Raw genomic sequence first — 13,994 nt, forward strand, 5'->3', positions numbered from 1 at the left:
TGCGGAGGGTGCGTAACGGAAAACCCCGCGAAAGCGGGGTTTTTTGTTGACAAACGCGAAATTCGGTCGTCCCAGCCCTAAAGGTTCCCTGCGGGTTGTCGTTAATGATTTCAACCCGGGCACATTGCCCACCGCCTCCCCCGCGAGGCGCCCACTGAATCCGCATCACCGCACCCAGGAGCACGGAAATGGCACAAGTCATCAACACCAATGTGATGTCGCTGAACGCACAGCGCAATCTGTCGACCAGCGGTTCCAGCCTGGCCACCACCATCCAGCGCCTGTCCTCGGGCCTGCGCATCAACAGCGCCAAGGACGACGCCGCCGGCCTGGCGATTTCCGAGCGCTTCAGCACCCAGATCCGCGGCCTGGACGTTGCCGTGCGCAACGCCAACGACGGCATCTCGCTGGCCCAGACCGCCGAAGGCGCGATGGTCGAAATCGGCAACAACCTGCAGCGCATCCGCGAACTGTCGGTGCAGTCGTCCAATGCGACCAACTCCGACAGCGACCGTGAAGCACTGAACGCCGAAGTGAAGCAGCTGACCTCGGAAATCGACCGCGTCTCCCGCCAGACCAACTTCAACGGCACCAAGCTGCTGGACGGTTCGTTCTCCGGCGCGCTGTTCCAGGTCGGCGCCGATTCGGGCCAGACCATCGGCATCAACAGCATCGTCAACGCCAGCGCCAGCGCGTTGGGCGGCGCCAAGTTCGACACCAGCACCCTGGACATCGGCGTGCCCGCCACCAACGGTGACGTGACCATCAAGGGCATGACCATCAAGGGCGCCGACGGCACCGCCTACACGCTGTCGGACATCTCGGTGAAGGCCGGCGTCGACGCTGCCGCCACCCAGAAGGCCGCCACCGCCGCCGTTGCCGCCGCCATCAACGAGAAGATGGACCAGGCCGGCGTGTACGCATCGGTCAATGCCACTGCCGGCAAGATCGACCTGACCTCGGTCAAGAACAGCGTCTCCGACACCGGCACGTTCAACGCCATCACCGTCACCGCGGGCACCTGGACCGGCATCACCGCGCCGACCCCGGCCACCCCGACCACTGCCGCCGCCGGCGCTGCCCTGGCCACCAAGTTCGCCAGCGACCTGGACATCTCCTCGGTGGCCGGTGCGCAGCAGGCCCTGTCGATCGTCGACAAGGCGCTGACCTCGGTGAACTCCTCGCGCGCTGACATGGGTGCCATCCAGAACCGCTTCACCTCCACCATCGCCAACCTCAACACCACCTCGGAAAACCTGTCGGCCTCGCGCAGCCGTATCCGCGACACCGACTACGCCAAGGAAACCGCCGAGCTGACCCGCACGCAGATCCTGCAGCAGGCCGGCACCGCGATGCTGGCCCAGGCCAACCAGTCGCCGTCGAGCGTGATGAGCCTGCTGCAGGGTTGATGCCTGCGGAGGATGTGTAACGAAAAGCCCCGCGAAAGCGGGGCTTTTTGTTTGCGTCGGCGTTCATGAAACGTGACGGATTCAGCGTTTTTTTCACCCCATTGATTAAAGCTTCTTGACATTGGGTCGTTATTGATTCCAGCCACGGCAGATCGACATCGCTTGGCGCTCCCACACGGGAGAAACACCTCTATCACCCGGCGACATCATCGCCACCAGGAGCAAGAAAATGGCACAAGTCATCAACACCAACGTGATGTCGCTCAACGCCCAGCGCAACCTGTCGACCAGCGGCTCCAGCCTGGCCACGACGATCCAGCGCCTGTCCTCGGGCCTGCGCATCAACAGCGCCAAGGACGACGCCGCAGGCCTCGCGATTTCCGAGCGTTTCAGCACCCAGATCCGCGGCCTGGACGTTGCGGTGCGCAACGCCAACGACGGCATCTCGCTGGCCCAGACGGCCGAAGGCGCGATGGTCGAAATCGGCAACAACCTGCAGCGCATCCGCGAACTGTCGGTGCAGTCGGCCAACGCCACCAACTCCGACAGCGACCGTGAAGCCCTGAACGCCGAAGTGAAGCAGCTGACCTCGGAAATCGACCGCGTTTCCCGCCAGACCAACTTCAACGGCACCAAGCTGCTGGACGGTTCCTTCTCCGGCGCGCTGTTCCAGGTCGGTGCGGATTCCGGCCAGACCATCGGCATCAACAGCATCGTCAACGCCAGCGCCAACGCGCTGGGCGGCGCCAAGTTCGACAGCAACAGCTTCACCGTCGGCGCGGTCGCTGCGGCCGCCAACGCCGACGTCAAGATCACCGGCATGGCCATCACCGGCGCCGACGGCAAGTCGTACACCCTGTCCGACATCAACGTGAAGGCCGGCGTCGACTCGGCTGCCACCCAGAAGGCCACCGTGGCCGCGGTGACCGCCGCGATCAACGAAAAGATGGACCAGACCGGCGTGTACGCCTCGGTCGACGGCGCCGCCGGCAAGGTCAACCTGACCTCCGTGCAGAACAGCGTGGGCTCGGACGGCACCTTCAACGCGATCGGCCTGACCGCCGGCACCTACACCGGTGGCGCCACCGCCCCGGCCGCGTACACCGCCACCACTGCCGCTGCCGGCGCCGCCCTGGCCAACAAGTTCGCCAGCGACCTGGACATCTCCTCGGTCGCCGGCGCCCAGCAGGCCCTGTCGATCGTCGACAAGGCGCTGACCGCGGTGAACTCCTCGCGCGCCGACATGGGTGCGATCCAGAACCGCTTCACCTCCACCATCGCCAACCTCAACACCACCTCGGAAAACCTGTCGGCCTCGCGCAGCCGTATCCGCGACACCGACTACGCCAAGGAAACCGCCGAGCTGACCCGCACGCAGATCCTGCAGCAGGCCGGCACCGCGATGCTGGCCCAGGCCAACCAGTCGCCCTCGAGCGTCATGAGCCTGCTGAACGGCTAAGCGTCATTGGCGTTGCGAAACAGGGAACCCCGCTCCGGCGGGGTTTTTTGTTGACCACGGCGCAGCTCTGGCATGCCGCTTGCACCTGCTTTGGCATCAGCGCGCCCACCGCCAGGTGGACGGGCCTCAAGCCTCCCCGTTCCGGGCCGATACCACCTGCAGGAAGCGCAGGCAGTTGCGTGCCCACATTTCAAGACAGGACTGCAGACATGGCGATTGGCACCATTGGTACCGGCCTCGATATTCCCACCCTGGTGGCCCAGCTGGTCGCCAAGGAGCGCGAACCGCAGGAAAACCAGATCAATTCCGCCGGTACCGCCGCCAGTGCCAAATTGTCGGCGCTGGCCACCCTGACCAGTGGCATGACCAACCTGCAGACCACCCTGGCCAGCCTGATCAAGAACGCCGACAAGCCGTCCTTCAAAGCCAGTACCATCACCGACTCCAACTTCACCGCCAGCATCGACACCAGCGAAGGCGCCGCCTCCGCCTCTGCCGGCACCCACCAGGTGGAAGTCAAATCTCTGGCCCAGGGCCAGAAGCTCAGCTCCGGCGCCTTCGCCAAGGACACCGTCATCGGCGACGGCACCCTGACCATCGCCTATGGCGACAAGACCCTCGACGTCACCATCAACGCCGACAGCAAGCTCAGCGACATCGCCGCGGCGATCAACAAGGCAGCCGGCGGCAAAGTGGTCAGCGCCAGTGTCATCACCGCCGACGATGGCCAGCATCTGATGCTCAGTGCCGTCGATACCGGCCTGTCGGGTGCCGTCAAGATCACCGCCAGCGGTGGCAACGGCGGCCTGGCGGCCCTGACCTATGACGGCACCGCCGGCTCCCCGATGACCCAGACCGTCGAGCCCAAGGATGCCGTGGTCGTCGTCGACGGGTTCACCCGAACCTCCAGCTCCAACACGATCAGCGACATCGTGCCCGGGGTGAACCTGACCCTGACCAAGGCCGGCACTGAAGCGGGCAAGACCCAGACCCTGACGATTACCCGCGACAACACCGCGGTCAAGACCGACATGGCCGCGTTCGTGGCCGCCTACAACGCCATGAACAGCGCGCTGAAGTCCACCAGCGCCTACAACGCCACCAGCAAGACCGCCGCCGCACTCACCGGCGACGCCATGGTGCGCGGCCTGCAGCAGCAGCTGCGCAGCCAGTTCAGCAGCAACATCAACGGCCTCAAGGACATGGGCGTCACCATGGCGGCCGACGGCAGCCTGACCCTGGACAGCGGCAAGATGGAGACCGCCATCGGCAAGGACCCCGATGCCGTGTCCCGCCTGTTCGGCAAGGACGGCGCCATCGGCAAGCCCATGGACACGCTCATCAAGAGCAACCTGGACAAGGAAACCGGCACCCTCACCCAGCGCACCAATTCGCTGAACAAGCAGATCAAGGACCTGGAAAGCCGCCTGGACGCGCTCGACGCGCGCATGGAAAAGGTTTCCGACCGCTACACCAAGCAGTTCACCGCCATGGAGACCCTGGTTACCCAGATGCAGACCACCAGCGACAGCCTGACCCAGGCACTGGCCAAGAAGACCAGCAGCTGACCCGCCGCGCGGCAACGCTCAAGTTTCCGCACCGCACCGCCGATATTCATGGCAGCACCCACCACCTGATGTCTGGCGTGGGTCCCAGAGGAGAAGTTCCAATGTACGGTTCCAGCCGTCAGTACGCAGAGCAGTACCGCAAGGTCGGCGTTTCCAGCGCCGTCAACGATGCCGACCCGCATAAACTGGTCGCCATGCTGCTGACCGGCGCCTGCGAGCGCATCCGCCTGGCCGAGGCCTGCCTGGAGCGCAACGACCAGGCCCGCAAGGGCAAGGCCATCGGCGAGGCCTGCGCCATCGTCGGCCACCTCAATGGCTCGCTCGACCACGAGGCCGGCGGCGACATCGCCGGCAACCTGTCGGCCCTGTACGACTACGTCATGCAGCGCCTGACCGATGCCAACCTGCACAACGACGGCGCTGCCCTGCAGGAAGCCCTGCAGCTGCTGACCGAGATCGATTCTGCGTGGAATGCCATCCCGCACGACCAGCGCCAGCCCGCTGTGGCAGGCGCCTGATGCACGCCTCACTCGCCCCCGACGTCCTTCACCTCCTGCATGATGCGCTGGACAGGCTGTCGGGCGCGGTTGAAGGTGATGACCACGACCTGACCCAGCGCCTGATGGACGCCTACGACCAGCAGGTACGTGCGTACCTGGACGAACACGAGGCCCGCATCGACGCCGGCTCGCTGCGCGGGCTGATCGCGCGCCAGCAGCAGGTCAGCATCCGCATGGCGGCCCGCCGCGACGAAGCGGGCAGCCACCTCACCGCCGACCGACGCGCCGTTCGCGCGTCCCTCGCCTACCTCCGGGCAGAATCCCTGACATGAGCGAACTTCGTCCCAGCGACATCCATCATCCGGCCGAAAGCGAGCTGTTCGATGAAACGCTGAGCTGCGATGTCGCCCTGCCCGCCGAATTCCGCCTGGGCAGCAGCGTGATCCGCCCCGGCAGCGCCGAAACCCTGCTGCGCAGCGTTGCCCTGGTCGAGGATTCCCGGGGCGATGATGGCCATGACGACCGTGGCGAGTCCAGCACCCAGCTGCAGCGCCTGGAAGCCAAGCTGGACCTGACCATGGTGCTGCTCGGCCGGCTGGTGCGGCAGAGCGCCCAGGATCTGGACCTGCGCCCGCTGCGCTGGTCGCGCCGGGGCATCCGCCTGGAACTGGGCGCCCGCACCGGTGCCGCGGCCGGCAGCCTGGGGGTGATCCGCCTGCAGCCCTGCGACTGGCTGCCCGACCACATCGACCTGCCCGTCACCGTGCTGGCCGAAGCGGCCACCGGTGCCGGCTCCTGTTTCCTCTGGCTGCGCTTCGCGCCCATGAGCGACGGGCTGGAAATGGCGCTGGAGCGGCACCTGTTCCGGCTGCACCGGCGGCAGGTGGCGGATTCCCGGCGGCGCGGTCTTTAATAAAGAGCCGCGCTAGGATAATGTGAAGAACTTCTTTTCTTCACATCTCCTCTGCCCGTGCGCGTTCTCATCGTCGACGATCACACCCTGGTCCGCGCCGGCCTAAGCCGCCTGCTCCAGGGCTTTGCCGACGTCGAGGTCGCCGCAGAGGCCAGCAATGCAAAGGAGGCGCTTGAAATGGCCCTGCTGCATTCCCCCGATGTGATCCTGATGGACCTGTCCCTGCCCGGGCGTACCGGGCTGGAAGCCCTGAGCGACATCCTGGTCCGCGCGCCGGGCACCCGCGTGGTGATGATGACCATGCACGACGACGCCGTGCACGTGCGCGACGCACTGGACCGCGGTGCGGTGGGCTTCGTGGTCAAGGACGCCGCCCCCCAGGAGCTCGACCTGGCCCTGCGCGCCGCCCATGCCGGCCAGGTGTTCCTGAGCCCGCAGATCTCGGCCAAGATGCTGGCGCCCATGCTGGGCAGGGAAAAGCCGGTCGGCATTGCCGCGCTCTCGCCGCGCCAGCGCGAGATCCTGCGCCAGATCGGCAAGGGTGAAAGCAACAAGGAAATTGCCGCCGACCTGGGCATCAGCGTCAAGACGGTGGAAACCCACCGCGCGCGCATGATGGAATCGCTGGGCTGCCGCCGCGCCAACGATCTGCTGCTGCTGGCCGCGCGTCACCAGCACGAACTGGAATAACCGGCGTCGATTCCCCGACACCCACCTGCCACGGCGGCCACGAGCGCCGGGTTTTTGAACGGGACGCACCCGGGCACACCACGGAAACAGCGATCCCCGCCGCACGCAGCGTCAAATAACCAGACATACCGTCAGGAATCTCCCCACACGCTGTCGGGAACCTGACGACCCCGCTAGGGAACCCCCTGATTTCGCCCCCACGGGATCACAAGCAAGATGTGTTCCATAACGCACCGGGGGCTCGGGGCGACGGGGATACACCACATGAAGCCGATGATGTCGACCCAGATGGGTCAGCAGCTGCACCTCACGCCGCAATTGCTGCAGTCGATCCGACTGCTGCAGCTGGACGGCATGCAGCTGGAGCTGGAAATCCGCCGCGCACTGGACACCAACCCGCTGCTGGAGCTGGAAGAAGCGCCCGCGCCCGACACCGCCGAGACCGGCGAAGCCGGCACCACCGTGGAAGTGGCCGCCTTCGACGAACTGCCCGAGCCTGCGATGTGGGACGTGGCCGGGGCCAGCTGGCACGACGGCGACGACGACCGCCTGCAGCGCATTGCCGCCGACGAATCCAGCGACCCGCAGCTGCGCGCCCTGCAGCGCCTGTCGCTGGAACTGGATGCACGCGAACTGGCCGTGGCCCGCTTCTGGCTGGAGCACTGCGACGATGCGGGCTACCTGGACGCGCCGCTGGAGCAGCTGACCCTGTTGGCCAGCGCCCACTGCGATGTGGACGCCGCCGGTGTGGAAGCGGTGCGCCAGCAGATCCTGCACGGGGACCCGGCCGGCCTGGCCGCCCGCGACCTGCACGAATGCCTCTCGGTCCAGCTGCGCGCCCTGCACGGCCGCGTGCCGGCCCGCCACCTGGCCCTGCGGGTGCTGGATCACGGCCTGGACGCCCTGGCCGCGCACGACTACCCCGCCCTGGCCCGCCAGCTGGATGCGGAAGTCGCCGACATCCACGAAGCGGTGCGCCTGATCCTCTCGCTGCAGCCGCGCCCGGGTGACAGCCTGCTGCCGGATACCTCCGGCGCGGTCATCCCCGACGTGGTGGCCTGGCACGCCGATGGCCAGTGGCGCGTGGCGCTCAACCCGGCCACCAGCCGCCGCCTGAGCATCAACGCCAGCTATGAAAGCGCCCTGGCCGATGCCGGCGACAGTGCCCAGCCGTTGCGCGACATGCTGCAGGAAGCCCGCTGGCTGACCCGTGGCCTGTCCATGCGCTACGACACCCTGCTGCGCACCACCCGCGTCATCATCGAACGCCAGGCCGGCTTCCTCACCCGCGGCGAAGAGGCCATGGCCCCGCTGACCCTGAAGGAAGTGGCCGATGCCATCGGCATGCACGAGTCCACCGTCTCGCGCATCACCACCGGCAAGTACCTGCAGACCCCGCGCGGCACCCTGGAGCTGAAGCACTTCTTCGCCGTGCGCCTGGAAGGCGCCAGCGTCTCCGGCCAGGCCGTGAAGGCCATGGTCCGGCGCCTGATTGACGCCGAACCGGCCGGTCGTCCGCTGGCTGATGAGGCCATTGCGGGACTTCTGTCACGCCAGGGCGTGAACATTGCCCGCCGAACCGTTGCAAAATACCGCGAACAACTGGACATCGCCCCGGCCCGGGAACGCCGCCGGCACAATGCCCGCACCCCGCTACTGGCCCGGGTGGGCTGAAGGAAGTACACGACATGAACAAGCTCACCGTCCTGCTGGTCGATGACCACGAGGGCTTCATCAACGCCGCCATGCGCCACTTCCGCAAGGTCGACTGGCTCGATGTGGTCGGCAGCGCCGGCAATGGCCTGGAAGCCATCGAGCGTTCGGAGTCGCTGCGCCCGCAGGTGGTGCTGATGGACCTGGCCATGCCGGAAATGGGCGGGCTGCAGGCCACCCGCCTGATCAAGACCCAGGACGATGCGCCTTACATCGTCATCGCCAGCCACTTCGACGACGTCGAACACCGCGAGCACGCCCTGCGTGCCGGTGCCGACAACTTCGTCAGCAAGCTGTCCTACATCCAGGAGGTCATGCCGATCCTGGAGGGCTTGAAGGAGCCGACGCCATGAGCGAGTCGCGCATCCTGGTGCTGGACAACGATGCCGTGCGCGCCGAGCGCACCGTTGGCCTGCTGGAATTCATGGACTTCAACCCGCGCTGGATTGCCGACGCGGCCGATTTCGATACCACCCGCCACCGTGCCACCGACTGGATGGCCGTGATCATCGGCGGCCTGGAGCCGGGCGCGCGCAGTGAAGCGCTGTTCGCGTGGGCCGGCCAGGGCGCCCTGCCGCCGCCGGTGATGCTGATCGACGGCGATGCTGCCGCGTTCGCCCAGCGCCACGGCCTGCATGAGGCCAATGTATGGCCGCTGGAAGCCCCGCTGCGCCATGCGCAGATGGAAGCCCTGCTGCGCCGTGCCAGCCTGAAGCGACTCGATGCCGAACACCAGGCCGGCGCCAGCCAGGACCAGGGTCCCACCGGCGACGGTGCGGCGGTGAGTGCGCTGCGCCAGATGATCGAGCAGGTGGCCGCCTTCGACACAACCGTGCTGGTGCTGGGCGAATCGGGTACCGGCAAGGAGGTGGTGTCGCGTTCGATCCACCAGCGCTCGCCGCGCCGCGATGGCCCGTTCGTGGCGATCAACTGCGGCGCGATTCCGGCCGACCTGCTGGAAAGCGAACTGTTCGGTCACGAAAAGGGTGCATTCACCGGCGCACTCAGCGCACGCAAGGGCCGTTTCGAAATGGCCGAAGGCGGCACCCTGCTGCTGGACGAAATCGGCGACATGAGCCTGCCGATGCAGGTGAAGCTGCTGCGCGTGCTGCAGGAACGCAGCTTCGAGCGCGTGGGCGGTAACCAGACCATCCGCTGCAACGTACGGGTGATCGCCGCAACCCACCGTGACCTGGAATCGCGCATTGCCGATGGCAAGTTCCGCGAGGACCTGTTCTACCGGCTCAATGTGTTCCCGATCGAAGTGCCGGCGCTGCGCGAGCGTAGCGAAGACCTGCCTGCGCTGGTCACCACCATTGCCGGCCAGCTGGCCCGCACCGGCCGCGGCGAAGTGCGTTTCAGCCCGGAAGCGCTGCAGGCCCTGGCCGCCTACGAATGGCCGGGCAACGTGCGCGAGCTGACCAACCTGGTGGAGCGCCTGGCCGTGTTGCACCCGGGCGGCAACGTTCGGGTGCAGGACCTGCCGGCACGGTATCGCGGTGATTTCGCGGTGGCAGCGCCGGTTGCAGCAGCGGCGCCGGCACCGGCTGGTGAGGACCGCCTGGACCTGCGCAGCTTCTCGTTCCACGCCCCGGCGACGGGTGCGGCGGCAGCGAACGGCGCCGCCCCGGCCGACAAGTCCCCGGCCCTGCCCGACGCCGGCCTGGACCTGCGCAACCACATGGCCAACATCGAGCTGACCCTGATCAACGAGGCGCTGGAGCGCACGCAGGGCGTGGTCGCCCACGCTGCCCAGCTGCTCGGCCTGCGGCGTACCACGCTGGTGGAGAAGCTGCGCAAGTATGGGATCGAGCGGGACCAGGCTGAGTTGGCGGGTTGATGTTTACAGGATGCGCATAGTCGGAAAGGCCCGGTTTACACCGGGCCTTTTTGCGTTTCAGCCGATGGGATCGATTGGTCCGGACGGCGTCTCTTACTTCGCTCCGGCGTCAGGATGCCTGAAAGGCGGCTTCGGATTGTCTAAACGTCGGTGGCATCGTCGCAACCGATTTGCACACCGGCTCCGGATGCTTGCGCCGCGCTGCGCGCGGTCGCCGACTAACAGTCGGCGCTACGAATTGTTACGGGCGCCGGTGGGATCCGGATACGGCAGTTCCTGCGATGGCCCTTCACCTCACCATGACGGCATCGGGCATAGCGTCGCCAGCAGCCGTACGCGGGGGAGACGCGTACGGGGAATCGGGGGATTCATGCAGATCGCCTGACCGGCATTGCCCCGGCGGGCGCGCTGCCACCCGAGGATCTCCGCCATGGACCGTTCCTGGTACCGCATCGCATTGCGTGGTGTTTCGCGCGTTCCCTTCGCTCGTTCCCTTGTCCCGTTCGGCGCCGCGCTGGGCGTATTCCTGTCACTGACCTCACCCGCGTCAGCCCAGACCGTCTGCACCCAGACCGGTGGCGCTGCACCCACTGCAACGGGCGCCGCCGCATTCGCCTGCGGCGACGGTGCCACCGCGGCTGGCGCCAATGCCACCGCCGTCGGCGGCGGTTCAAGCGCAGGTGATCAGTTCGCAACCGCCGTCGGCCGCAACGCGAACGCAAGCGGCTTTGCCTCCACGGCCATTGGCTACAACAACACCGCATCGGGTCGCGATACGGTAGTGATTGGCGTCAACAGCAGTGCGGTGGGCGAAGGCGGCATGGCTTTCGGCGTGGGGACCCAGGCCGGTCAACAGAACTCCATCGCCATCGGCCAAGGCGCCAACTCATCGGCCGCCAATGCCATCGCATTAGGTGCTGGTTCTGTAGCCAATGAAGCCAACACCGTCTCCATCGGCGCCGCCGGCGCCGAGCGCAAGCTCACCAACATGGCGGCCGGCGTGGCGGACACGGATGGGGTCAATGTCAGCCAGCTCAAGGAGTCGGCAGCGACCACCCTGGCCTCTGCCAACGCCTACACCGACGAACAGGCCGATGCCACCCTGACCGAGGCCAACACGTATGCCGACCAGGTGGCCGGCGATACGTTGACGGCGGCCAATACCTACACCGACCAGCAGATAGACCAGATCGGCGGAATGGCCAGCGGTGCCGCAGCCGCGCTGGAACAGTTCCGCGCCCAGGTCGGCGACCAGTTCGCCAACGTCAACGCGCGGCTCGATGGCATGGATAACGCGCTGCGCACCATGGACCGGCGGATCAGCCGGCAGGCGGCAATGTCCGCCGCGCTGGCCCAGAGCAGCGTCACACCGGAACCCGGTGAGAACTACCTGGGCGCCGGCGTCGGTGGGTCAGAGGGCGAGCGTGCCATCGCCGCCACCTTCCGCCGGAAGTTCAACCAGCATTTCACCGGGTCGGTAGGCTATGCGCGCAGCGGCGATGAAAGTTCCTGGGGGGTGGGCGCCGGCGTGAGCTGGTAGCGCCGCACCGCTTCAACGTTTCCGACGCCCGGCCAGCCCGGGCGTCTTTGTCTCCGGTAGCGCCGGCCGTTGGCCGGCCCACGCCATGGCCGGCGATGCGCAGCGCAACAACGTCCAGCCACCGTCACGGGTCAGGCGTCGGTTTCCCGACGCCGGGGTTCCGACGTCCCCTTTGCGACCTGCTGACGCACCGGCTTTCCGCCACGCCCGGCATGTAACCGGTTGCGCCGCGGGTCCCTGCAGCCCGCCATCACGACATCGCTGAACCACTCAGCCGTTTCGGCACGGGGCTTGCAACGTCATCACTCGAAACCCCCAAACAGCCGGAACGTTCCAGATGTCACACTCCGTCACCTCGATTCTTTCCCAGATCCGCACCTACCAGACCCAGGTCGGGCAGTCTGTTGAGACCCCCCAGACCAACGCCCTGCAAGGGCTGCAGGGGCTGGCGGCACCGCAGGACGTGCAGGGCCCGAGCTTCACCGAAACCCTGCGTGGCGCGATCGCCGGCGTCAACGAGGCGCAGCAGAAATCCGGCGCCCTCGCCCGCGCCTTCGAACTGGGTGAACCCGGCGCCGACCTGGCCAAGGTGATGGTCGCCTCGCAGCAGTCCCAGATCGCCTTCCGCGCCACCGTGGAAGTCCGCAACCGTCTCGTCCAGGCTTACCAGGACGTGATGAACATGCCGCTGTAAGGATAGAAACGCATGGCCCTGTCGCTCACCAAGGAATCCCTGAACGCCGAAAAGGCGGGCCAGTGGTTCGACCGGCTGCAAAGCCTGCAGATCACCCGTCGGCTTGGCCTGATGGCGATGATCGCCGTGGCCGTTGCGGCAGGCCTGTTCGTGTTCTTCTGGTCGCAGAAGCCGGGGATGGTGCCGCTGTACACCGGCCTGGACCAGAAGGCCACCGCCGAAGCCACCGACCTGCTGCGTGCGGCGCAGATTCCGTTCGAACTGGATGCCGCCACCGGCGGCATCACCGTGCCGGAAAAGAACCTGCACGATGCGCGCCTGAAGCTGGCCGGCTCCGGCCTGACCGACAGCGGCCGGCTCGGCTTCGAGCTGATGGAGCGCGACCCCGGCTTCGGCGTCAGCCAGTTCATGGAAAATGCCCGCTACCAGCACTCGCTGGAAACCGAGCTGTCGCGCACCATCAACACCCTGCGTCCGGTGCGCGATTCGCGCGTGCACCTGGCCATTCCCAAGCCCAGCGCCTTCACCCGCCAGCGCGACGTTGCCAGCGCCTCGGTGGTGCTGGAACTGCGCGGTGGCCAGCAGCTGGAACGCGGCCAGATCGATGCCATCGTGCACATGGTGGCCGCCAGCATTCCCGACCTGGCCGCCGAGCGCGTCACCGTGGTCGACCAGAGCGGGCGCATGCTCAGCGTGTCCGACCCCAACAGCGAAGCGGCGGTCAACGCCGCCCAGTTCGACCAGGTGCGCCGCCAGGAAACCTCGTTCAACCAGCGCATCCGCGAGCTGCTCGAGCCGATGACCGGCCCGGGCCGGGTCAACCCCGAGGTCAGCGTGGACATGGACTTCTCGGTCACCGAAGAAGCCCGCGAGATCTACAACGGCGAGCCGCAGAAGCTGCGCAGCGAACAGACCAGCGAAAACAGCACGACCACCCCCGGCCCGCAGGGCGTACCGGGCGCGGCCAGCAACACGCCGCCGGGTCCGGCTGCGGCACCCGCCACCGCTGCCACGCCTACCGAAACCGCGCGCAACGCCACACGCAACTACGAACTGGACCGCACCCTGCAGCACAGCCGCCAGCCGGCCGGCCGCATCAAGCGCGTTTCCGTAGCCGTACTGCTGGACAACGTGCCGCGCCCGGGTGCCAACGGCAAGACCACCGAGCAGCCGCTGTCGGCCGCTGAACTCACCCGGGTCGAAGCGCTGGTCAAGCAGGCAGTGGGCTTCAACGCCGAGCGTGGCGACACCGTGTCGGTGATGAACGCTCCGTTCGTGCGTGAAGTCACCCCGGTCGAAGGGCCGAAGTGGTGGGAACTGCCGCAGGTGCAGGACGGCCTGCGCCTGCTGCTCGGTGCCATCGTGGTGCTGGCACTGGTGTTCGGCGTACTGCGCCCGGCGCTGCGCTCGATCACCGGCACCCCGAAGAAGCCCGGCCGGGACGACAGCCTCGAACCGCACAGCGCCGACGTGCAGCTGGTGGACGATGGCGAAGGCCTGCCCCAGCTCGGCTCGGACCGGGTACACCTTTCTGGCCAAGAGCCGCTGGCATTGCCGGTGGACTCCTACGAGGAACGACTGCGCATGGCGCGTGAAGCTGTAAAGACCGATTCCAAGCGCGTGGCCCAGGTGGTCAAGGGCTGGGTGGCCAATGATTGATCCCGCCGC

At 67.0% G+C, this 13,994-nt stretch carries 13 protein-coding genes; all 13 read left to right on the top strand.

The genetic code is table 11. From position 1 onward, the window contains the following. Positions 1 to 188: 188 nt before the first annotated feature. The gene (locus QE395_RS09670) at positions 189 to 1,409 is read left to right on the top strand and encodes a flagellin (protein WP_184123701.1); all 1,221 of its coding nucleotides are present in this window, start codon (positions 189 to 191) and stop codon (positions 1,407 to 1,409) included. 229 nt (positions 1,410 to 1,638) lie between these two features. Next, the gene (locus tag QE395_RS09675) at positions 1,639 to 2,868 is read left to right on the top strand and encodes a flagellin (protein ID WP_068851713.1); all 1,230 of its coding nucleotides are present in this window, start codon (positions 1,639 to 1,641) and stop codon (positions 2,866 to 2,868) included. 209 nt (positions 2,869 to 3,077) lie between these two features. Further along, entirely contained in the window at positions 3,078 to 4,436 is a 1,359-nt protein-coding gene (gene fliD, locus QE395_RS09680; RefSeq protein ID WP_095363798.1) for a flagellar filament capping protein FliD, read from the top strand. Positions 4,437 to 4,537: 101 nt separating this feature from the next. Further along, positions 4,538 to 4,954 carry a flagellar export chaperone FliS gene (gene fliS / locus QE395_RS09685; protein ID WP_093532808.1) on the top strand — a complete coding sequence of 139 codons (417 nt, stop codon included), beginning with the start codon at positions 4,538 to 4,540 and terminating at the stop codon, positions 4,952 to 4,954. Further along, positions 4,954 to 5,268, top strand: a complete 315-nt coding sequence (locus QE395_RS09690) for a hypothetical protein (protein WP_093532807.1) — start codon at positions 4,954 to 4,956, stop codon at positions 5,266 to 5,268. The genes fliS and QE395_RS09690 overlap by 1 nt, the downstream gene beginning before the upstream one ends. Further along, the gene (locus QE395_RS09695) at positions 5,265 to 5,849 is read left to right on the top strand and encodes a PilZ domain-containing protein (protein ID WP_093532806.1); all 585 of its coding nucleotides are present in this window, start codon (positions 5,265 to 5,267) and stop codon (positions 5,847 to 5,849) included. Before QE395_RS09690 ends, QE395_RS09695 begins: the two co-directional genes overlap by 4 nt. 57 nt (positions 5,850 to 5,906) lie before the next feature. After that, entirely contained in the window at positions 5,907 to 6,539 is a 633-nt protein-coding gene (locus QE395_RS09700; RefSeq protein ID WP_068851698.1) for a response regulator transcription factor, read from the top strand. A gap of 264 nt (positions 6,540 to 6,803) precedes the next feature. Next, positions 6,804 to 8,213 (top strand): RNA polymerase factor sigma-54, encoded by a 1,410-nt coding sequence (rpoN, locus tag QE395_RS09705; protein WP_306988799.1) that lies wholly within the window; start codon positions 6,804 to 6,806, stop codon positions 8,211 to 8,213. 14 nt (positions 8,214 to 8,227) lie between these two features. Beyond that, positions 8,228 to 8,605 (top strand): response regulator transcription factor, encoded by a 378-nt coding sequence (locus QE395_RS09710; protein WP_068851692.1) that lies wholly within the window; start codon positions 8,228 to 8,230, stop codon positions 8,603 to 8,605. Next, positions 8,602 to 10,092 (top strand): sigma-54 dependent transcriptional regulator, encoded by a 1,491-nt coding sequence (locus tag QE395_RS09715; RefSeq protein WP_095363801.1) that lies wholly within the window; start codon positions 8,602 to 8,604, stop codon positions 10,090 to 10,092. Before QE395_RS09710 ends, QE395_RS09715 begins: the two co-directional genes overlap by 4 nt. Before the next feature lie 430 nt (positions 10,093 to 10,522). Next, the gene (locus QE395_RS09720) at positions 10,523 to 11,632 is read left to right on the top strand and encodes a YadA-like family protein (protein ID WP_095363802.1); all 1,110 of its coding nucleotides are present in this window, start codon (positions 10,523 to 10,525) and stop codon (positions 11,630 to 11,632) included. Positions 11,633 to 11,969: 337 nt separating this feature from the next. Beyond that, complete coding sequence (fliE, locus tag QE395_RS09725) at positions 11,970 to 12,326, top strand: flagellar hook-basal body complex protein FliE (RefSeq protein ID WP_093532802.1); 357 nt, start codon at positions 11,970 to 11,972, stop codon at positions 12,324 to 12,326. A 12-nt stretch (positions 12,327 to 12,338) separates the two neighbouring features. Beyond that, positions 12,339 to 13,985: a flagellar basal-body MS-ring/collar protein FliF gene (gene fliF / locus QE395_RS09730; protein WP_210132467.1), complete on the top strand. Its 1,647-nt coding sequence runs from the start codon at positions 12,339 to 12,341 to the stop codon at positions 13,983 to 13,985. Positions 13,986 to 13,994 lie beyond the last annotated feature (9 nt).

The organism is Stenotrophomonas sp. SORGH_AS_0282 (assembly GCF_030818125.1).
GTDB classification, from domain to species: Bacteria; Pseudomonadota; Gammaproteobacteria; order Xanthomonadales; family Xanthomonadaceae; genus Stenotrophomonas; species Stenotrophomonas rhizophila_A.

What these genes read in the sequence shown, in the direction of transcription:
- QE395_RS09670 (WP_184123701.1), top strand. Translation starts at nt 189, where the DNA reads ATGGCACAAGTCATCAACACCAATGTGATGTCGCTGAACGCACAGCGC.
- QE395_RS09675 (WP_068851713.1), top strand. Translation starts at nt 1,639, where the DNA reads ATGGCACAAGTCATCAACACCAACGTGATGTCGCTCAACGCCCAGCGC.
- fliD (WP_095363798.1), top strand. Translation starts at nt 3,078, where the DNA reads ATGGCGATTGGCACCATTGGTACCGGCCTCGATATTCCCACCCTGGTG.
- fliS (WP_093532808.1), top strand. Translation starts at nt 4,538, where the DNA reads ATGTACGGTTCCAGCCGTCAGTACGCAGAGCAGTACCGCAAGGTCGGC.
- QE395_RS09690 (WP_093532807.1), top strand. Translation starts at nt 4,954, where the DNA reads ATGCACGCCTCACTCGCCCCCGACGTCCTTCACCTCCTGCATGATGCG.
- QE395_RS09695 (WP_093532806.1), top strand. Translation starts at nt 5,265, where the DNA reads ATGAGCGAACTTCGTCCCAGCGACATCCATCATCCGGCCGAAAGCGAG.
- rpoN (WP_306988799.1), top strand. Translation starts at nt 6,804, where the DNA reads ATGAAGCCGATGATGTCGACCCAGATGGGTCAGCAGCTGCACCTCACG.
- QE395_RS09710 (WP_068851692.1), top strand. Translation starts at nt 8,228, where the DNA reads ATGAACAAGCTCACCGTCCTGCTGGTCGATGACCACGAGGGCTTCATC.
- QE395_RS09715 (WP_095363801.1), top strand. Translation starts at nt 8,602, where the DNA reads ATGAGCGAGTCGCGCATCCTGGTGCTGGACAACGATGCCGTGCGCGCC.
- QE395_RS09720 (WP_095363802.1), top strand. Translation starts at nt 10,523, where the DNA reads ATGGACCGTTCCTGGTACCGCATCGCATTGCGTGGTGTTTCGCGCGTT.
- fliE (WP_093532802.1), top strand. Translation starts at nt 11,970, where the DNA reads ATGTCACACTCCGTCACCTCGATTCTTTCCCAGATCCGCACCTACCAG.
- fliF (WP_210132467.1), top strand. Translation starts at nt 12,339, where the DNA reads ATGGCCCTGTCGCTCACCAAGGAATCCCTGAACGCCGAAAAGGCGGGC.